General features: G+C 67.0%; 20 protein-coding genes. 6 read left to right on the top strand and 14 right to left on the bottom strand.

Annotated features, from left to right (window positions below; genetic code table 11):
- The first annotated feature begins 62 nt into the window (after positions 1 to 62).
- From hemC to ASD15_RS14685, 6 genes are all read left to right on the top strand, one after another.
- Positions 63 to 1,085 (top strand): hydroxymethylbilane synthase, encoded by a 1,023-nt coding sequence (gene hemC, locus ASD15_RS14710; protein ID WP_373888182.1) that lies wholly within the window; start codon positions 63 to 65, stop codon positions 1,083 to 1,085.
- Between the two features lie 22 nt (positions 1,086 to 1,107).
- Positions 1,108 to 1,881, top strand: coding sequence for a uroporphyrinogen-III synthase (locus tag ASD15_RS14705; RefSeq protein WP_057155715.1), 774 nt, complete (start codon positions 1,108 to 1,110; stop codon positions 1,879 to 1,881).
- Positions 1,878 to 3,077, top strand: coding sequence for a uroporphyrinogen-III C-methyltransferase (locus ASD15_RS14700; RefSeq protein ID WP_057155714.1), 1,200 nt, complete (start codon positions 1,878 to 1,880; stop codon positions 3,075 to 3,077). The genes ASD15_RS14705 and ASD15_RS14700 overlap by 4 nt, the downstream gene beginning before the upstream one ends.
- Before the next feature lie 3 nt (positions 3,078 to 3,080).
- Complete coding sequence (locus ASD15_RS14695; RefSeq protein ID WP_057155713.1) at positions 3,081 to 4,277, top strand: heme biosynthesis protein HemY; 1,197 nt, start codon at positions 3,081 to 3,083, stop codon at positions 4,275 to 4,277.
- Positions 4,278 to 4,426: 149 nt separating this feature from the next.
- Positions 4,427 to 4,969, top strand: a complete 543-nt coding sequence (gene ppa / locus ASD15_RS14690; RefSeq protein WP_057155712.1) for an inorganic diphosphatase — start codon at positions 4,427 to 4,429, stop codon at positions 4,967 to 4,969.
- A 149-nt stretch (positions 4,970 to 5,118) separates the two neighbouring features.
- Positions 5,119 to 5,454 (top strand): DUF5335 domain-containing protein, encoded by a 336-nt coding sequence (locus ASD15_RS14685; RefSeq protein ID WP_229418189.1) that lies wholly within the window; start codon positions 5,119 to 5,121, stop codon positions 5,452 to 5,454.
- Between the two features lie 12 nt (positions 5,455 to 5,466).
- Here ASD15_RS14685 and ASD15_RS14680 read toward each other — a convergent pair whose 3' ends face one another.
- The 14 genes from ASD15_RS14680 to ASD15_RS14615 all read right to left on the bottom strand — a co-directional run bounded on the left by ASD15_RS14680 (position 5,467) and on the right by ASD15_RS14615 (position 19,123).
- Positions 5,467 to 6,654 carry a DUF1624 domain-containing protein gene (locus ASD15_RS14680; protein WP_057155711.1) on the bottom strand — a complete coding sequence of 396 codons (1,188 nt, stop codon included), beginning with the start codon at positions 6,652 to 6,654 and terminating at the stop codon, positions 5,467 to 5,469.
- A 12-nt stretch (positions 6,655 to 6,666) separates the two neighbouring features.
- On the bottom strand, positions 6,667 to 8,805 hold the full coding sequence (locus ASD15_RS14675) for a TonB-dependent siderophore receptor (RefSeq protein WP_229418188.1): 2,139 nt from the start codon (positions 8,803 to 8,805) through the stop codon (positions 6,667 to 6,669).
- Positions 8,802 to 10,028, bottom strand: coding sequence for a GTP-binding protein (locus ASD15_RS14670; RefSeq protein WP_057155710.1), 1,227 nt, complete (start codon positions 10,026 to 10,028; stop codon positions 8,802 to 8,804). The genes ASD15_RS14675 and ASD15_RS14670 overlap by 4 nt, the downstream gene beginning before the upstream one ends.
- Before the next feature lie 101 nt (positions 10,029 to 10,129).
- The gene (locus tag ASD15_RS14665; RefSeq protein ID WP_057155709.1) at positions 10,130 to 10,558 is read right to left on the bottom strand and encodes a Fur family transcriptional regulator; all 429 of its coding nucleotides are present in this window, start codon (positions 10,556 to 10,558) and stop codon (positions 10,130 to 10,132) included.
- 77 nt (positions 10,559 to 10,635) lie between these two features.
- On the bottom strand, positions 10,636 to 10,965 hold the full coding sequence (locus ASD15_RS14660) for a four-helix bundle copper-binding protein (protein ID WP_057155708.1): 330 nt from the start codon (positions 10,963 to 10,965) through the stop codon (positions 10,636 to 10,638).
- An 88-nt stretch (positions 10,966 to 11,053) separates the two neighbouring features.
- Positions 11,054 to 11,830 carry a 3-oxoadipate enol-lactonase gene (pcaD, locus tag ASD15_RS14655; protein WP_057155707.1) on the bottom strand — a complete coding sequence of 259 codons (777 nt, stop codon included), beginning with the start codon at positions 11,828 to 11,830 and terminating at the stop codon, positions 11,054 to 11,056.
- A gap of 8 nt (positions 11,831 to 11,838) precedes the next feature.
- Complete coding sequence (locus ASD15_RS14650; protein ID WP_057155706.1) at positions 11,839 to 13,017, bottom strand: benzoate/H(+) symporter BenE family transporter; 1,179 nt, start codon at positions 13,015 to 13,017, stop codon at positions 11,839 to 11,841.
- Positions 13,018 to 13,024: 7 nt separating this feature from the next.
- On the bottom strand, positions 13,025 to 13,816 hold the full coding sequence (locus ASD15_RS14645; RefSeq protein ID WP_057155705.1) for a 1,6-dihydroxycyclohexa-2,4-diene-1-carboxylate dehydrogenase: 792 nt from the start codon (positions 13,814 to 13,816) through the stop codon (positions 13,025 to 13,027).
- Between the two features lie 3 nt (positions 13,817 to 13,819).
- Complete coding sequence (gene benC / locus ASD15_RS14640) at positions 13,820 to 14,839, bottom strand: benzoate 1,2-dioxygenase electron transfer component BenC (RefSeq protein ID WP_057155704.1); 1,020 nt, start codon at positions 14,837 to 14,839, stop codon at positions 13,820 to 13,822.
- A 16-nt stretch (positions 14,840 to 14,855) separates the two neighbouring features.
- A complete protein-coding gene (gene benB, locus ASD15_RS14635) occupies positions 14,856 to 15,347 on the bottom strand; it encodes a benzoate 1,2-dioxygenase small subunit (RefSeq protein ID WP_057155703.1) in 492 nt (163 codons plus the stop codon).
- A complete protein-coding gene (benA, locus tag ASD15_RS14630) occupies positions 15,344 to 16,741 on the bottom strand; it encodes a benzoate 1,2-dioxygenase large subunit (RefSeq protein ID WP_057155702.1) in 1,398 nt (465 codons plus the stop codon). Before benA ends, benB begins: the two co-directional genes overlap by 4 nt.
- Before the next feature lie 14 nt (positions 16,742 to 16,755).
- Complete coding sequence (gene catA, locus ASD15_RS14625) at positions 16,756 to 17,676, bottom strand: catechol 1,2-dioxygenase (protein ID WP_057155701.1); 921 nt, start codon at positions 17,674 to 17,676, stop codon at positions 16,756 to 16,758.
- A 25-nt stretch (positions 17,677 to 17,701) separates the two neighbouring features.
- Positions 17,702 to 17,992, bottom strand: a complete 291-nt coding sequence (gene catC, locus ASD15_RS14620) for a muconolactone Delta-isomerase (RefSeq protein WP_057155700.1) — start codon at positions 17,990 to 17,992, stop codon at positions 17,702 to 17,704.
- Positions 17,993 to 18,013: 21 nt separating this feature from the next.
- Entirely contained in the window at positions 18,014 to 19,123 is a 1,110-nt protein-coding gene (locus tag ASD15_RS14615) for a muconate/chloromuconate family cycloisomerase (protein ID WP_057155699.1), read from the bottom strand.
- Positions 19,124 to 19,231: the final 108 nt, after the last annotated feature.

Here is a 19,231-nt window from a genome sequence, read left to right as displayed (position 1 = left end):
CCGATTTGGCTCAAGAGCTTCCTACCCGACTGGTGATCGCTTCGCGCGAAAGCCGCCTTGCCATGTGGCAGGCGGAGCATGTGCGCGCGCGGCTGTCGGCCCTGTACCCGCAGTGTAGCGTAGAAATTCTGGGCATGACCACGCGCGGCGACCAGATCCTGGACCGCACCCTGTCCAAGGTCGGCGGCAAAGGCCTGTTCGTGAAAGAGCTGGAAGTGGCGATGGCCGAGGGCCGGGCCGACCTGGCCGTGCATTCGCTGAAGGACGTGCCGATGGAGCTGCCCGAGGGTTTCGCGCTGGCTGCGGTGCTGGAGCGCGAAGATCCGCGCGACGCGTTCGTCTCCAATGATTACGCTACCCTGGACCAGCTGCCGGCCGGCGCCGTGGTGGGCACCAGCAGCCTGCGCCGCCAGTCGCTGATCGCGGCGCGCTATCCGCACCTGGTGATCAAGCCGCTGCGCGGCAACCTCGATACCCGGCTGGGCAAGCTGGACCGCGGCGACTACGCGGCCATCATCCTGGCCGCCGCCGGCCTGAAGCGCCTTGGCCTGCCGCAGCGCATCCGCGCGCTGCTCGAGCCGGAAACCAGTTTGCCGGCGGCTGGGCAGGGCGCGATGGCGATCGAGATTGCCGAGCGCTCCGACGGGCTGGACCTGATGCGCCTGCTGGCGCCGTTGAACCACCTGGCCACCGCGCAAGCAGTGACAGCCGAGCGCAAGGTGTCCAAGGTGTTTGGCGGCAGCTGCCAGGTGCCGCTGGCCGCTTATGCCACCGTGGACGGCGGGCAGATGCATCTGCGCGCCATGGTCGCCACGCCGGACGGCGCGCGCATGGCCACGGCCGAGGTGCGCGGCGTGGCCGCCAGCGCCGAGCAGCTGGGCCAGGACGTGGCCGAACTGCTGCGCCGGCAGGACGCGGTCGCCATTCTGGCCAGCTGCCTGGCCGATGCCGCCGCCGCCGACGCGGCGGCCAACCCGCAGGCGGCGCCGTCCGAGGCGCACCGCAACGATCCGCAGCCCGGCAGCTCCGAGGACATCGCCCACACGCAGCCCGGCGAGCCCACCGGCGGCCGTTCCGGCGTCTGACGCGCGGCCCCGCCAGCCCAGGATGCCCGCCACCGTCATCATCACCCGTCCCCTGGCACAGGCGCAGCCGCTGGCCGCGCGCGTGGCTGCGCTCGGCCGTCCGGTGGAAGTGCTGCCGCTGCTGGAGATCGCACCGCTGGCCGACAGCAGCGAGCTGCAGGCCACGCTGGCGCAGCTGTCCAGCTACGCGCTGGTGGCTTTCGTGTCGCCCAACGCCATCGACGCCGCGTTCGCCCACATCCCGGCCTGGCCGGCCGGCGTGACCGCGGCCGTGGTCGGCGAGGGCAGCCGCGCCGCGCTGGCCGCGCACGGCGTGACCGAGGCCAACGCCCACATCGCCAGCCCGGCCAACCCGGCCCACGCCGACACCGAACACCTGCTGCAGGCGCTGGACCTGAACGCGCTGCGCGGCGCCCGCGTGCTGATTGTGCGCGGCGAGAGCGGGCGCGAGCTGATGGGCGACGCCTTCCGCGCCGCCGGCGCCGACGTCACCGTGGTGGCAGCCTACCGCCGCAGCACGCCGGCGCTCACGCCGGCGCTGGGCGCCACGCTGGCGCGCCTGCTGGCGCGCCCGGCCGACTGGGTCATCACCAGTTCGGAGGCGCTGCGCGGTTTGCTGCAGCTGGCAGGGCAGCTGCCGGACGGCGCCGAGGCTGTTGTAAAGTTGCAACAACAGCATTTAATTGTCCCCCACGCCCGGATAGCCCAAACGGCAAACGGGCTGGGCTTCCACCGCATCACGCAGACAGGATCAGGCGACGAACGCCTGCTGGCCGCGTTACAATCACGTCCATGAACGATTTGCCTACGAAACCAGACCCCGCCGACCCCGCAGCGCAGCCCGGCCGCGCAGCGGAGCAGCCGGCCCTGCTGACTGCCAGCCCGGCCGCCGGCGCCGCTTCCCCATCCCCAGCTGCCGGCGCGCCCAGCGTGACCGGCAGCCTGCAACGCCCGCTGACCATCGCCGTCATCGTGCTGGGCATCCTGCTGGCCGCGCAAACCTGGTCGTCGCACAACCAGATGCGCAACCTGCGCGAGGAAATGGCGCGCCGCCTGCAGAAGGGCGACCAGGTCAACACCGAAACGGGCACGCTGGCGCGCGCGGTGCAGGAAACGGCCAAGGAACTGCAGATCAAGGTCGGCCTGCTGGAGAGCCGCCAGACCGAGGCCCAGAGCCAGCAACTGGCGCTCGAGCAGCTGTACCAGGACCTGTCCAAGAACCGCGACGAATGGGCGCTGGCCGAGATCGAGCAAGTGCTGTCGACCGCCAGCCAGCAGCTGCAGCTGGCCGGCAACGTGCCGGGCGCGCTGATCGCGCTGCAAAACGCCGACCGCAGCCTGTCGCGCTCGGACAAGCCGCAATTCATCACCATCCGCCGCGCCATCGCCAAGGATCTCGACAAGCTGAAGGCCTTGCCGAGCGTGGACTCGGTCGGCCTGGCGCTGCGCCTGGACAACGTGATGGCACAGGTGGACACGCTGCCGATGCTGGCCGATGAAAAACCGACCCTGCCGGCCGCGCCGGACAAGAAAAGCCGCGCCGCCGCCAAGCCGGCCGCCGCCAAGGGCGGCAAGGCTGCCGCCAGCGCGCCGGTGGAAGAGGGCAGCCCATGGCTGCACCAGGCCCAGGACGTGTGGAACAGCTGGAGCAGCGAAATGTGGACCGACGTGCGCCAGCTGATCCGCGTGCGCAGCGTGGACACGCCGGACGCGCTGATGCTCTCGCCGAGCCAGGCTTACTTCCTGCGCGAGAACCTGAAGCTGCGCCTGCTGAACGCCCGCATGGCGCTGTTGTCGCGCAACGAGACGGCCTTCCGCAGCGACCTCATCGCCGCCCAGGAAGCGCTCAACAAGTACTTCGACACCCGCGCCAAGACCACCCAGACCGTGCAGGCATTGCTGCGCCAGGTGCAAGGCAGCAACCTGGCGATCGAAATGCCGACGCTGGCCGACAGCCTGAACGCTGTGCGCAACTACAAAGCGAAGCCTTAAGCCATGCGTTTCTTCCTCTGGTTACTCGCACTGATGGCGCTGGCCATCGGCGTTGCCGTGACGGCGCGCTTCAATCCGGGCAATGTGGTGCTGTTCTATCCGCCGCACCGCATCGACCTGTCCCTGAACCTGTTCGTGGTGCTGATGCTGGCGCTGTTCGCGCTGCTGTACCTGGTGATCGGCGCGCTGCGCAGCACCATGCAGATGCCGCACCGCGTGGCGGCCTACCGCCAGCGCAAGCGTGAACGCGACGGCAACAAGGGCCTGCGCGACGCGCTCAAGGCGCTGTTCGAAGGGCGCTTCGGCCACGCCGAAAAGGCGGCGTTGCGCGCTTCCGAACTGCCTGAAAACGCCGGCGTGGCCGCGCTGATCGGCGCCCGCGCCGCGCACCGCATGCGCCAGAACCACCGCCGCGACAACTGGCTGGCCCAGACCGCCGGCGACAACGCGCTGAAAACCGCGCGCCTGATGACCATGACCGAACTGCTGGTGGACGACCACCAGCCGGAAGCGGCGCTGGAAGCGGTGCGCGAGCTGAACGCCAGCGGCACGCGCCACATCCACGCTTTGCAATGGTCGCTCAAGGCCCAGCAGCAGGCCAAGAACTGGCCGGAAGTGCTGCGCCTGGTACGTTCGCTGGACAAGCACAAGGCACTGCACCCGGCGCTGTCGGCGCGCCTGCGTGAACTGGCCTACGACGACCTGCTGTCGGACAAATCGCACGACGCCGAATCGGTGCAGCGGGTCTGGTCCACCATTCCGACCGCGGACCGCCTGAAGCCCTACGTGGCCTGCCGCGCCGCCGCCGCCATGAACGCGCGCGGCCTGCACGACGCGGCGCGCGTGGTGGCCGAGGAAGCGCTGGCCGCCAACTGGGACGAGCGCGTGGTGCGCGCCTACCGCGAAGCGGCGGCCCCGGCCGGTACGCCGGCGCTGCTGGCCCAGATCGAGCACTGCGAGCGCTGGATGCAGGAGCGCCCCACCGACGCCGAGCTGGCGCTGACCCTGGGTTCGCTGTGCCTGAAGCAGAAACTGTGGGGCAAGGCCCAGCGTTACCTGGAGCAGGCCCTGTCGGACGCGGAAGACTCGCGCATGGTGCGCGAATCGCACCTGAAGCTGGCGCAGTTGCACGAGGCGCTGCAGCAGCCCGAGGAAGCGGCCAGCCATTACCGCCAGTGCGCGCTGGCCACCATCCTGTAACAGTGGCGCCAACCAGGCCAAGCCCGTCTCCGCGACGGGCTTTTTTCTGCGCCGGGTCCTGCTGCGGCGCACAAGTGCTGTCCACTTCGCTATAATTACGCGGTTAGACTTTCCAAAAGCAATCCCCCAGCATAGCAAACGAGGAAAATATGAGCCTGAATAAAGTATCGTCCGGCCGCGACGTGCCGAACGACTTCAACGTGATTATCGAAATCCCGATGAACGCCGATCCGATCAAGTACGAAGTGGACAAGGAATCGGGCGCCATCTTCGTGGACCGCTTCATGGGCACGGCGATGCACTACCCGTGCAACTACGGCTACGTGCCGAACACCCTGTCCGACGACGGCGACCCGTGCGACGTGCTGGTCATCACCCCGTTCCCGCTGATCCCGGGCGTGGTGGTGCGTTGCCGCGCCATCGGCGTGCTGAAAATGAGCGATGAAGCCGGTGAAGACGCCAAAGTGCTGGCCGTGCCGGTCGACAAGGTGCTGCCTATCTACAAGCACTGGCAGAAGCCGGAAGACCTGCAAGACCTGCGCCTGCAGCAGATCCAGCACTTTTTCGAGCACTACAAAGACCTGGAGCCAGGCAAGTGGGTCAAGGTGCAGGGCTGGTACGGTCCGGAAGAGGCCAAGCAGGAGATCCTGAACGGCGTGGCCAACTACAAGAAGGAAAACCCGGAAGGCTGATTGCCGCTCCGCAGCTAAAAACATGCAAAGAAGCACCCGTGCCGCGAGGCCGGGTGCTTTTTTTTTTATTCTTCGGCGCCGGCGCGGAATTTTCCGCGCTCGCGGTGGTCTACCTGTGTGCGAGCAACCATGCAAAGGAGGGAAATACCATGACCATGTCACGCATTGAAAAGCGCGGCTGGCAGGCCTACTTCGACGGCGTGGCCCGGCAGCTGGAGGGCATGAGCGCTGAAATCGACGTGGAAGCGATGGCCATCGGGAGCCAGGTGGAGGCGGAGTGGGTGCCGCTGCTGGGCATCAGCTACGATCCCAAGAGCGACGCGCTGTCGATTGCCGTTGAAGGCCTGGGCCACCTGATCCGCAGGCCGCAGACCCTGTTTGTCGATGTCGAACTGGGCCGGCTGGCCAGCATGGAGGTGATCGACAGCGACAATGTGCGCCATATCGTCAAGCTGCGCGAGCCCTTGCCGCTGCCGGCGCCGTGAGCGCGGCGCCGCTTAGAAGTATTTGAGCCAGGCAATACCGCTGGTGCGCTTGCACCAGCCGAACCAGCGCGTGGGCAGGTAGAGCAAGGCCGCCAGCAGCGCGCTGGCGAGCCACAGCTGCCATACGGCGCTGAACTCATAGCGGCCGCCGCCCGCCCCCTGCATGGCCGCCGCCCCCCGCTGCAGGGCCAGCAGCGCATACAGGTGCAGCAAGTAGTAGAACAGCGGGGCGCCGCCGACCACGGCGAGCATGGCGCAGGCGCGGCGCCACGCCGCATGCCGCACAGGCCGTTCCAGCAGTGCCAGGACCAGCAAGCCGGCGCCCAGCGTCAACAGCAGGAAATCCAGCGAAGGCGGGTACTTGGTGAAATTCAGGAAGGACATGGCGCTGTGCAGTGTGTCCGCGCCGGGTGCCCACGGCAGTGCCTCCCCATACATGTTGACGCTGCGCAGTACCAGCATCGCTGCCAGCGCCGCCGCGCCGCCGCCCAGCAGGAAGCGCGTGCGCCGCTGCGGCGCCGTGGCGCGGCTGTACAGCGGTCCGGCCGCGTAGCCCAGCAGGATCACGCCTATCCATGCCAGCAGCGGGTAGCTGACGCGCACCCTGACCGGCCCTTCGTTGACCAGGTAGCCGCGCTGTTCCAGCACGGTCCACAGCATGGCGCCCGCGCCGCCCGGCTCGAAGCCGGCGCCGAAGCACGCCGCCAGCTGCGCCAGCGTGGGCAGCGCGTTGTGGCCCGCCACGATCAGCGCGCCCAGCGCCGCCAGCCAGGGCAGCGGCAGGCGGTGCAGGAAGGCCAGCGCTATCATGGACAAGCCGATGGCCCAGATCACCTGCAGGTAGAGCACCGGACCCGGCCACTGGCCGGACCAGGCGAAATTGACCACCACCAGTTCCAGGAACAGCAGCAATGCGCCGCGCTTGAGCAGGAAGCCGGTGGCGCTGCGCTGGCCGCCAGGCGGATGCGCGTACAGCCAGGCCGCCAGGCCGGTGAGGAATACGAACAGCGGCGCGCAGAAATGGGCCGCCAGGCGCGTGAAAAACAGCGCGGGCGGGGTGGCGGCAAGGTCCATTGGATCGCCCACCTGGTGCTGCAGATAAAAGGTTTCGCGGACATGGTCCACCGTCATCAGCAGCATGACGATGCCGCGCAGGATGTCGATTGTGGCGACGCGGCCGCCGGTTATTGCCTGGTTCATTTCAGTTCAGCTTTAAAAACGGTAGGACAGCGTAGCGGTAATGGTGCGTTCGGCGCCGGGCGCCACCCACAGCTGGCTGTAGGCGCTGGCGTAGTAGGCGCGGTCGAACAGATTGTCCAGGTTGAGCGCCAGGCGCAGCCTGGGCGTGGGCGCGTAGGCTGCCAGCAGGCGCGCCGTGGCGTAGGCAGGCAGCCGGAAGCTGCCCGATACCGCCACGTCACCGAGCCGCTCGCCCACGTAGTTCAGGCCTGCGCCCACGGTGACGGCGTCCCCGCCGCCAGCGCGGAAGGTCCGCGTCAGCAGCAGGTTGCCGCTGTGGCGCGCCACATTGGGCAGGCTGCTGCCGGTGCGGATGCTGGTGTCGCCCTTGGTCACGCTGGCGTCGGTGTAGGCATAGGCGCCGGACAGCCGCAGGCCGGCCGCCAGTTCTCCCGACACATCCAGTTCCACGCCCTTGCTCGCCACTTCGCCGGCCGGGAGGGCGAAGTCCGTGTTGAGCGGGTTGGTGGTCAGCACATTCTTTTTGTCGATGCGGTATAACGCCAGGGTGGCGCTGAGGCGGCCGTCCCGCGCATCGGTTTTCGCGCCAAGTTCGAAGGAGCGGCTTTCCTCGGCAGGGAAGGCCTGGTTGGCGATGCTGATGCCGCTGTTGGGCCGGAACCCCTTGGCCGCGCTGGCGTACAGCGAAAGCGCCGCCGCCGGCTGGTACACCAGTCCCACGCGCGGGCTGGTGGCACTCAAGGCCTGCCCATTGCTGGCCGCCGTGCGGCGGTTGATCACTCGCTGGCGGTAGCTGTCGCGCCGCACGCCCAGCAGCGCCTTCCACTGCGCGCCCAGCCAGAGCTGGTCCTGCAGGTAGACAGCGTGCGCGCGCTGGTGCTCCACGGTGTCGATGGACAGCGTGAGCGGGTCGGCCACGCCGCCGTACACCGGCGCGTAGATGTCGATGGCATAGGGATGGGCGGCGGTCGGATTGCGGCGCAGCTGCAGGCGTTCGTCGTCGAAGCGGTAGCCGTCCACGCCGAACAGCAGGTTGTGGACCACCGCGCCGGTGCCGACGCGGCCCAGCAGTTCGGCGCGCGCCGAACCGTCGGTGGCCCAGAAATCGCGGTAGCGGCGCTGGCGGCGCAGGGTACGGCCATCTGCCAGCAGGTTGTTCGCCTCGCTGGAGTAGCCGGCCAGCGAGCTGTCGCGGTAGGACAGGCCGGTTTGCAGCGACCATGCTGCCGACAGCTCGTGCTGCACGAACAGCTGGTGGCCCAGCGACTTGACGGTTACGCGGCCGTCGCCCGGCTCGCCGAGGAAACGCGACACCGGCACGGCGCCCAACTGGCCGTTGACGGCCAGTACCCCGCGGTCGAACGGCGTGGCCTGGCGCGCGGCTTCCACTTCGTAGGACAGCGTAGTGGCGGGGCCGATCAGCCAAAGCAGCGAAGGCGACAGGAAACTGCGCTCGCTGTGCAAGGTGTCGCGGAAGCTGTTGCCGCGCTGGTGGGCGGCGTTCAAGCGGTAGGCCAGCGTGTCGCTGATTGGCCCGGCCAGGTCGGCCGCCGTGCGCCAGGTCCGGTGGCTGCCGGCGGACGTCTCCAGGCTGTACTGCGGCGCGAAGCGCGGCTTGCGGGTCAGGATGTTGACCGTGCCGCCCGGGTCGCCGCGTCCGTACAGGGCGGACGCGGGCCCCTTCAGGATCTCGACCGATTGCGTGCCGGCGATGTCGCGCATGCCGTTGTAGCCCCGGCTGGAGCTAAAGCCGTTCACCATGTAGTCGGAACCGAAATTCGGGTCGCCGGTGAAGCCGCGCATGGCGTAGCTGTCCCACAGGCCGCCCAGGTTGCTCTGCTGAGCGATGCCGCTGGCAAGTTCCAGCGCGGACGAGAGCGAGGTGGCCCCGGCGTCGCGCAGCAGGTCGGAGGTCAGCACGCGCACGCTTTGCGGAAGGTCCTGCAGTAAAGCGTCAGTCTTGGTTGCGCCGGCCGCGCTCAGGCTGCGGTAGTTCTGGCGCTGCGCGCTGATGGTGACGCTGTCGCCCGGCGCGGCGTCTGCCGCATCAATGGCCGCAGTGCTGGCGCTTGCTGCGGGGGCGGCGGCGGCGGCGCACGGCGCCAGCCATGCGGCCAGCGCGGCGATGGCGGCTTTCTTGAAGTGCATCATTCGTCGCCGCGCTCCCATTGCGGGAACGGGTCGGCCAGGCTGCGCCAGCCGGCCATCCCTGAGGCCAGCTCCGCGTCGCTCAGCAAGGAATTTTCGAAGGCGAGTTCGATGGCGGCGCGGTCCAGTTCCTGGCCGATGAACACCACTTCATTGACGCGGTCTCCGTACGGCTCTTCCCAGCCGGCTTCCATCTCGGCGCGCTGCGGATCGTCTTGCGGCGGCAAGCGCTTGCCGCCTGCCGCCCACCAATGGCCCACCGGCTCCACGCTTGCGATGCGGCCAGCCAGCGAATACGCCACCGCCCAGTCGGGCCGGGTAGCAAACCAGAGGTAGCCCTTGGCGCGCAGCAGTCCGGGAAAGTCGCGGCCCAGATATGCGTCGAAACGCTCCGGATGCAGGGGCCTGCGCGCGCGCAGCACGAAGCTCGAGATGCCGAATTCCTCGGTCTCCGGCGTATGCTCCCCCGCCAGCGCGCGCGCCCAGCCGGCCATGCCGCTGGCGCGGTCCAGGTCGAACTTGCCGGTGCCCAGGATGCGCTTTAGCGGCACCCGTCCGCGCTCGGCAAACGCCAGTTCGGCGGCCGGATTGAGCGCGATCAGCGCTGCCTGCACATCGGCCAGTTCTTCCTTCGTTACCAGGTCGGTCTTGTTGATGACGATGACGTCGGCGAACTCCACCTGTTCCGCAAGCAGCGAGGGCAGGGTGCGTTCGTCGTGTTCGCCTGCGGTTTCGCCGCGGTTGGACAGGAAATCGGTGCCGCGGTAGTCCGGCAGGAAGCTGCGCGCATCCACCACCGTCACCATGGTGTCGATGCGGGAGATGTCGTTCAGCGAATCGCCATCCTCGCTGCGGAAATCGAAGGTGGCGGCCACCGGCATGGGTTCGCCGATGCCGGTGGATTCGATCAGCAGATAGTCGAAGCGGCCCTCGGCCGCCAGCTTGCGCACTTCCAGCAGCAAGTCCTCGCGCAGGGTGCAGCAGATGCAGCCATTGCTCATCTCGACCATGCGTTCGTCGGTGCGTGACAGCGACGCGCCAGCGCTGGCGGTGCCGGAGGCGATCAGCGCGGCGTCGATATTGACCTCGCTCATGTCGTTGACGATGACGGCGACCCGCAAGCCTTCACGGTTGGCCAGTATGTGGTTGAGCAGGGTGGTTTTGCCTGCGCCGAGAAATCCTGATAGGACTGTGACGGGCAAGCGGCTGTCGCTGATGGCTGGCATGGAAAGGCCTTATTAATGCAAGAGGGTTGCAATAATAGATCGGCACGGCCGTTAACGCAACAGGGTTGCATTAAAGGATGAAAAAGCGGGGAAAAAACCGCTTACTTCTTGCTGCAACGCGGGCAGATGCCCTTGATGAGGAAGTCGACCTCCTCGCCCACGAATCCTTCCGGCATCTTCACGCGGCGCGGCAGCGGCACGTCGTTGAAGCAGGTGACGGCGTCGCAGCTGTTGCACTGGAAATGGGCGTGTTCGTGGTTTTGCTGGACGGCGCCGGCCGAAAAGCGCCACACCTGGTCGGCGCCCGCGATGCGGTGCGCCAGCCGGTTTTCCGTCAGCCACTCCAGCACGCGGTACAGTGTGACCGCGTCCAGCGCATCGCCCGGCAGGTGGCTGTGGATTTCGTGGTGCGTCATCGCCTCTTTCTGCTTGAGCAGATAGGCCAGTACCCGGGTGCGCGGCTGGGTCAGGCGCGCACCGGTGTCGCGTATCAGCGATTCGGCTTGGGTGATGTAGGAGGTCTGGGGCATGATGGCAGGGGTAGGTTTACCTGCGCATTTTAGCACGCATGTTCAGCATGCGAACCCGGCGCCCCTGCCCGGCGCGGTCAGGCGGCTATCGCCAGGCAGGCTTGCGCGCAGCGCCGGCATGCGTCGGCACAGGCCTGGCAATGATCCATTTCATGGGTGCCGCATTCCTCGCCACATGCCTCGCAAACGTCGGCGCACAGCGTGCACGCCGCCGGCGCGAAGCGGCTGCCCCTGCCCATCAGCGCCGCGGCGAGCCGGCACGCCTGGGCGCAGTCCATATCCAGCGCTATGCACCTGGCCATGGCGTCCACCTCCGGCCCGGCAAGGCAGGAGGCCGCGCAGTTGTCGCAGGCAGTGGCGCAAGCGTTGCACGCGTCGATGCAACTCCGGTAGCTCTGCTGTTCCATGGTGTTCTCCTCGCAGCTCGGTTCGATGCGGAATAGTGTAGCGAGGAGCCGCCGCCAGGTTAAACACGATTCCGCCAGGAAGGTGCGGCTACGCCAGGAATTCCAGCAGCACCCGGGTGAATGCCGCCGGGGCTTCGACGCTGGAAATGTGCGAGGCCGGCAGGGCGGCCAGGCGTGCGCCTGGGATGGCGCTGCGCATGGCCTCGGCGTCGGCAACGGTGGTCACCGGGTCGGCCGTGCCCGCAATGATGAGCGTGGGCGCGGTGATGGCGTGGATTTCGCCGCGCATGTCGGCGCCTGCCAGGGCGTCGCAGCAGGCCGCATAGCCTTCGTAGTTCTGGCCGCGCAGGCGGTTGGCCATGGCGTCGGCGACGGCTGGCTGGCGCTGCACGAATTGCGGCGTGAACCAGCGCTGGGCGGCGCTGTCGGCGATCGGCCCCAGGCCTTGGGCGCGCACGGCGGCGGCGCGCGCTTGCCATCCATCCGCCGTGCCCACGCGCGCGGCCGTGTTGGCGAGAACCAGCTTGCCTATCCTGCGGGCGGCGTGCAGGCCCAGCCACTGGCCGGTAACCCCGCCCATGGACAGGCCGCAGAAGTGCGCTTGCCCGATATCCAGGTGGTCCAGCAGCGCCACCACGTCCGCGCCCAACTGGGCGATGGAATATGGGCCCGGCAGGCTGGCGGACAGGCCATGGCCGCGCGTGTCGTAGCGCACCAGGTAGTAGTGGGCGGCCAGATCGTCAACCTGCGCCTGCCACATGCTCAGGTCCGTGCCGAGCGAGTTGGACAGCACCAGCGCCGGCAGGCGGCGGTCGCCGTCGGTGCGGTAGTGGATGCAGGTGTCGTTGATGATTGCGATGGGCATAGGTGTCCTTAAATAGTCGGTGCGGCCGGTTTGCGTTTCAGGACCAGGTAGGCGAACAGGCCGATCAGGATGCCCCAGAACGCCGAGCCCAGGCCGAGGAAACTCATGCCGGACGCGGTGGCGAGGAAAGTGATGACGGACGCTTCGCGGTGCTGCTCGTCCTCGATGGCGCCCATCAGGTTGGAGGTGATGGCGCCCAGCAGCGCCAGGCCAGCCAGCACGGCCACCAGTTCTTTCGGCAAGCTGGCGAACAGCGCCACGATGGTGGCGGCCATGGTGCCGCCCGCAACGTAGAACAGGCCGTTGGCCATGCCGGCGACGTAGCGGCGCGCTGGATCTTCGTGCGCGTCCCTGCCAGTGCACAGCGCCGCGGTGATGGAGGCGATGACGATGGTGATGCCGCCGAAGCCGGCCACCGCCAGCGACGCGATGCCGGTGGCGCCCATGATGGGCCGCGCGCTGGTCTGGTAGCCGGACAGCTTGAGGATAGCCATGCCGGGCAGGAACTGGCCGCTCAGGCTGACCAGCACCAGCGGCACGGCGAAGCTGAAGGTGGCACGCCAGCTCCATTCGGGCTGTATCCATTGCGGCGTGGCGGCGACCAGCTGCACGCCGCCCAGGTCCGCCGAGCCGGTGCCCCAGGCGATCAGCGCGCCGGTCAGCATCACCACCACCACGGCGTAGCGCGGCACGAGTTTTTTACAGACGATGTAGCTCACCACCATGCCCACCGCCAGCACCGGCAGCGTGGCGATGGACTTGAAGGTGTTGACGCCGAACTGGAACAATATGCCCGCCATCATGCCGGCCGCCAGGCCCTTGGGAATATGGCGCAGCAGCTTGTCGAAGGAGCCGGACAGGCCGACCAGCAGCAGCGCCGCCGCGGCCGTGATATAGGCGCCTACCGCCTCGTTGATGGACATGGCGGGAAACAGCGTCACCAGCAGCGCCGTGCCCGGCGCCGACCAGGCGGTGATGATGGGCGTCTTCAGGCGCCAGCTAAGCCACAGCCCGGACAGGCCCGCACCGAGCGAGATGGCCCAGATCCATGACGACATCATCGCTTGCGATGCATGCGCCGCGCTGGCCGCCTGGAAGAAGATCACCAGCGGCCCGGAATACGAGATCACCACCGCCAGGAAGCCCGCCAGCACGGCCGAGAAAGACCAGTCCCGCAACAGCGCCATGGCTCGCTCAGCCCTGGTCGCCGCCGCCCACCGGCAGCACGGTTCCGGTGATGTAGCTGGCTTCGTCGGAAGCGAGGAACAGGATGGCGCGCACCTGCTCGTCGATGGTGCCGTAGCGGTGCATCAGGCTGCTGGCGATGGTCTGGTCGACGATGCCCTGGTACCAGACTTGTTCCTGCTCGCTGAGCGGCCTGGGATTGCGTGGCACCTTGCGCGGCGGCGCTTCCGTGCCGCCGGTGGCCACGGCGTTGACGCGGATGCCTTGCTGCGCGTGCTCGAGGGCCAGGCTGGCCGTCATGGCGTTGATACCGCCCTTGGCTGCCGAGTAGGGAATGCGGTAGATGCCGCGCGTGGCGATCGAGGACACGTTGACGATCACGCCGCGCTGCTGTTCTATCATGGCCGGCAGCACCGCGTGGCAGCACCACAGGGTGGGGAACAGCGAGCGGCGGATTTCCGCTTCGATCTGCTCGGGCTCGTATTCCTGATAGGGCTTGGCCCAGATGGTGCCGCCCACGTTGTTGACCAGCACGTCGATGCGGCCGAAGGCGGCGACAGCGGCGCAGGCCAGCTCGCGCGCGCCGGCATGGGTCTCCAGGTCCACCTCGCAGGCGATGGCCAGCGCGGCCGGGAAGTCACGGCCCGACTGCACTTCGGCCAGCACCTCCAGCACCAGCGGCGAACGGTCCGCCAGTACCAGCGAAGCGCCTTCGCGCGCAGCCTCCAGCGCCACGCCGCGTCCTATGCCTTGTGCGGCGCCGGTGACGATGACGACTTTGTCTTTGAATCGCATGCTCATTTTTTATACTCCGCTGCTGGCCGAGAATTTCTCGAAATAGAAGTTGGCCGGGCTCACGCCCACGTCGCCCAGCCAGGTGCGCACCGCGTCCACCATGGGCACCGGGCCGCACAGGTAGACGTCGGCGTCGCCGCCGTTCAGCCAGGAGGGCTCGACGTGGTGGGTGGCGTAGCCCTTGCGCGGATGCGTGCTTTCCTGCTCGGCCACGCAGGTGACGTAGCTGAAATGCGGATGCGCGGCCGCGATGCGGTCCAGCTGTTCCAGCGCCACCAGGTCGCAGTCGCGGGTGACGGCGAACACCAGCCGCACCGGCTGCGGGAAGCCGTGCGCGGCCAGCACTTCCAGCATCGACAGGAAGGGCGCGATGCCGGTGCCGCCGGCCAGCATCAGCACCGGCCGCTGCACCGGGCGCAGGTAGAAACTGCCGAACGGGCCGGCAAAGGCGATCTGCTGGCCCGGCTGGGCCGTATCCGCGAGGTAGCTGCTCATGCGGCCGCCGGGCACGTTGCGCACCACGAAGGAGGCCAGCGGCGAACCCGGCACGGAGCTGAAGGAATAGGAGCGCGTCAGCGCGCTGCCGGGTACTTCCACGTTCACGTACTGGCCCGGAAGGAAGTCCAGCGCTTCCGGCTGCGCCAGTTCCACCGTGAAGCGCAGCGTCGATTCGGACAGCTTTTCCACCGAGGCGATGCTGCCAGGGTGGCTGGCCGCCGCCGTCTTGCAGGAGGCGGAGGTGGCAGGGATCTTCACCACGCAGTCGGAGGTGGGGCGCATCTGGCAGTTCAACACATAGCGCCGCTCCGCGTCTTCCTGCGTCAGCGCGTCGTCGATGTAGCCGGAAGCGGGCATGTCGTAGCTGCCCGATTCGCACAGGCCACGGCAGGTGCCGCAGGCGCCGTCGCGGCAGTCCAGCGGAATGTTGACCTTCTGGCGGTAGGCCGCGTCGGCCAGCTTTTCATTGGGGTTGCAGCTGATGAAGCGGGTCACTCCGTCTTCGAACTGCAGTGCGATGGTATGGCTCATGTCCGTACTCCAGACTTTAAATATGGTAAATATCGATGACCTGATTGATGTAATCGTTTTTCAGCACGACGTACTTGTTCAGGATCTTCGGCGCCGCGCCGGAAAAGTCGATCACGTAGCGCGACATGCCGAAGTAGCTGTAGTCCGTCTTGTAGCGGTGGCTCAGCGTGTGCCAGTTGAAGCGCACGGTGCACAGCGCGCCTTCCTGTTTTTCCAGCTCCACGTTGGCGATGTTGTGGCTGGTGCGCGTGTCCGGCATGGTGGCGCTGGAGCGCTCGGTCTTGATGCGGAACACGCGGTCTTCCAGCCCCTGGCGGGTGGGGTAGTAGATCAGCGAGATTTCGCGCTCCGGGTCCGACACCAGGGTGTCGTCGTCGTCCCAGGCCGGCATCCAGAACTGGGCGTCCTGGTGGTAGCACTCCAGCCATTCGTCCCACTGCTCGTCGTCCAGCAGGCGGCTTTCGCGGTACAGGAAAGCTGCGATGCCGTTGATGTCGATGCTGCTCATTTCTGCTCTCCCTCGGCGCGCAGCGCCTGCTTCATCACGTCCAGCCAGTAGCGGTGCTGCACCGTGTACAGGCCTTCATCCTCGGTCTTCACGCCGCTCATCACCGGTTGCAGGCCGATTTCCCTGGCCGCGTCGTCCGCGCCCTCGATCCAGTGGGTGGCGCCGCGGCACATGTCGTTCCATTCCATGGCCTTGCCGGCGTAGCCCTGCTGGCAGGCGCGGAATTCCTCCAGGTCGTCCGGCGTGGCCATGCCGCTGACGTTGAAAAAGTCCTCGTACTGGCGGATGCGGCGCGCGCGCGCTGCGGCCGGTTCGCCCTTCGGCGCGATGCAGTAGATCGTCACCTCGGTCTTGTTGACTGAGATGGGGCGCAGCAGGCGGATCTGCGACCCGAACTGGTCCATCAGGTAGACGTTGGGGTACAGGCACAGGTTGCGCGAGCGCTCCACCATCCAGTTGGCGGTGGCGGTGCCGAACTTGTCCGCGTACTCGCCGTGGCGCGGGTAGTTGGGACGGTCCTGCGGGTTGGCCCACTTGGTCCACAGCAGGATATGGCCTTGCTTGAAGGCGTAGAAGCCGCCGCCCTGCTTGCCCCACTTGCCGGCGTCCATGGCCTTGATCTTGTCTTCGCGGCCATTGGCGGCGTCGGCTTCGGCTTCCTTGCGGCGGTTGGTGGTGGCCGCGTAGTTCCAGTGCACCGCCGAGACGTGGTAGCCGTCAGCGCCGTTCTCGGCCTGCAGCTTCCAGTTGCCTTCGAAGGTGTAGGTGGACGAGCCGCGCAGTACTTCCAGGCCGTCGGCCGACTGGTTGACGATCATGTCGATGATCTTGGCCGCTTCGCCCAGGAACTCGGACAGCGGCGCCACGTCTTCTTTCAGGCTGCCGAACAGGAAGCCCTTGTAGTTCTCGAAACGCGCCAGCTTCTTCAGGTCGTGCGAGCCTTCCTTGTTGAAGCACTCGGGGTAGCCCGCTTCCTCAGGGTCTTTTACCTTCAGCAGCTTGCCGCTGTTGTTGAAAGTCCAGCCGTGGAACGGACAGGTGTAGGTGGCCTTGTTGCCGCGCTTATGGCGGCACAGCTGCGCGCCGCGATGGCTGCAGGCGTTGATGAAGGCGTTCAGTTCACCCTGGCGGTTGCGCGCGATGAACACCGGCTGGCGCCCGATGTGCGTGGTGTAGTAGTCGTTCACGTTGGCCACCTGGCTTTCATGCGCCAGGTAGATCCAGTTGCCTTCGAAGATGTACTTCATCTCCAGTTCGAACAGGGCCTCGTCGGTGAAGGCGGCGCGGTGCAGGCGGAAGTCGCCTTTCTCGTGGTCTTCCACCAGGTACTGCTCCAGCGGGCGGGCGCCGGAGGGTGCAGCGTTCACGGGGATGATAGGAATCGTGGTGCTCATGCTGTTCTCCCGGTTCAGGCGGCGGCGCGCACGCGTGCCACTTCGGCTTCCGGCGCGGCAGGACGTTCGCCGTACAGGCGGAAGTCGAAGTCGATGCTGGAGTAAGGCTGGCGCAGGTCTTTCTGGGCGATGGCGGCCGGATCGGTCACCTTGCTCACGGCCGGCACCAGGCCCTCGCGGCTGGCGAAGGCGAAGTCGTCCCACAGGTATTCGTCGCCGTCGATGTTGATCTGGGTGGTCAGCTTGCGGTGGCCACCGGCGCTGACGAAGAAGTGGATGTGCGCGGGCCGCTGGCCGTGGCGGCCCAGCTGGTCCAGCAGGCATTGGGTGCTGCCGCCCGGCGGGCAGCCGTAGCCCTTCGGCAGGATGCTGCGGAACTGGTAGCGGCCCTGCTCGTCGGCGATGATGGTGCGGCGCAGGTTGAAGTGCGACTGCGACGCGTCGAAGAAGGAGTAGTTGCCCATCAGGTTGGCGTGCCACACTTCGACCTTGGCGCCCGGCAGCGGCTGGCCCGCCTCGTCGTACACGGTGCCCTGCATGAACAGCACTTCGGCCTCGGCGCTTTCGCTGCCGTCGTCCAGGCGCGCGAAACCGGTGCTTGCCGGCGCGCCGGCCACGTACAGCGGGCCTTCGATAGTGCGCGGCGTGCCGCCTTGCAGGCCCGCCCTGGCTTCGGCTTCGTCGGCGCGGATGTCGAGGAAGCGTTCCAGGCCCAGGCCCGGCGCCAGCAGGCCCAGTTCATTGTTCTTGCCGGCGTTGGTCAGGTATTCCAGGCCCTTCCAGAATTCGCTGGGCTGGATGTCCAGGTCTTCGATCGCCTTGCACAAGTCGCCCACCAGGCGCAGCACCACTGCCTGCACGCGCGGATTGGCCGGGCGGGTGGCGGTGTCGATGATCCAGTTCTGTACCAGCTTGTCGATGTCGTTGTGTGTCATGTCAGTCTCCGTCTAGTGGGTTTGCTTACAGGTCGTTGGTGCGGATCGACGATGGATGGCGGCACAAGGGCATCACCTCGATCTTCATGAAGGGGAACAGCGGCAGCGTGGAGAGCAGGGCGTGCAGCTCGTCGATGCTGGCGGTGTCGAAAATACTGATGTTCGAGTACTGGCCGGCGATGCGCCACAGGTGGCGCCACTGGCCGCTGGATTGCAATTCTTGAGAATACGCCTTCTCGCGCGCCTTGATCGCTGCGGCTTCGGCTTCGGGCAGGGTGGATGGCATGCTCACATCCATGCGTACGTGGAACAGCATTGGAACTCTCCTTGATGGCGGTCAGTGGCGGCGCAGGCGGCCGAGTTTGTCGGTATCGACGGCAACGCCCAGGCCGTGGCCGGTGGGCACTTGCAGCATGAAGTCCTTATAGACCAGCGGCTCCTGCAGCACTTCTTCGGTGAGCAGCAGGGGCCCGAACAGCTCGGTGCCGAAGGACAGCTCGGCGAAGGTGGAGAACAGATGCGCCGACGCGGCCGTACCCACGCCGCCTTCCAGCATGGTGCCGCCATACAGCGCCACGCCGGCCAGTTGCGCCACCGTGGCCACCTGGCCCGCTTGTACCAGGCCGCCGGATTGCGTGATCTTTACCGCGAACACGTCGGCGGCCGATTGGGTGGCGTAGTCGTAGGCGCTGAGCGGTCCTTGCAGGGCTTCGTCGGCCATGATGGGCACCGAGAAGCGTTGCGCCAGGCGCGCCATGGCAGCCTTGTGGTGGGCCGGCACCGGTTGCTCGATCAGGTCCACGCCTCCGGCTTCCAGCGCCGCGATGGCTTCGATGGCCTGCAGTTCGTTCCACGCCTGGTTCACGTCCACGCGGATGCTGACCGCGTCGCCCAGCGCGCGCTTGATGGCCAGCACGTGCCGCACGTCGTCGGCCACCGGGCGGGCGCCGATCTTCAGCTTGAAGATGCGGTGGCGGCGCAGTTCCAGCATGCTTTCCGCTTCGGCGATGTCCTTGGCGGTATCGCCGCTGGCCAGGGTCCATGCCACCGGAAGCGCGTCGCGCACGCGGCCGCCCAGCAGTTCGCTAAGGGCAATGCCGAGCCGGCGCGCCTGCGCATCCAGCAGCGCGGTCTCGATGGCGCACTTGGCGAAGCGGTTGCCCTGGACCGCCTTGCGCAGCTTGGCCATGGCCTTGGCCACCTGGCTCGCTTCCATGCCGGCCAGCAGCGGGGCGATATGGGTGTCGATATTGGTCTTGATGCTCTCGGGGCTCTCTTCGCCGTAATTCAGGCCGCCGATGGTGGTGGCTTCGCCCCAGCCCTCCACGCCGTCGCCGCAGCGCACCCGCACCAGCACCAAGGTCTGCGTGCTCATGGTGGTCACGGACAGCTTGTGCGGACGGATGGTGGGGACGTCTGCGAGGATGGTTTCTATGCTTTTGATCATATCTTATCCGTATAGTCGGTATAATTCGAAGGGATAACACCACGATAAACCCTTGAAAAAGTATCGTCCAACACTGTTTTGGTATGATTTCAATACCTAAGAGGTATG

Source organism: Massilia sp. Root351 (genome assembly GCF_001425045.1).
Lineage (GTDB): Bacteria > Pseudomonadota > Gammaproteobacteria > Burkholderiales > Burkholderiaceae_D > Rugamonas.
The sequence above is the reverse complement of the archived record's forward strand: the minus strand, read 5'-3'. Positions and strand labels throughout refer to the sequence as shown.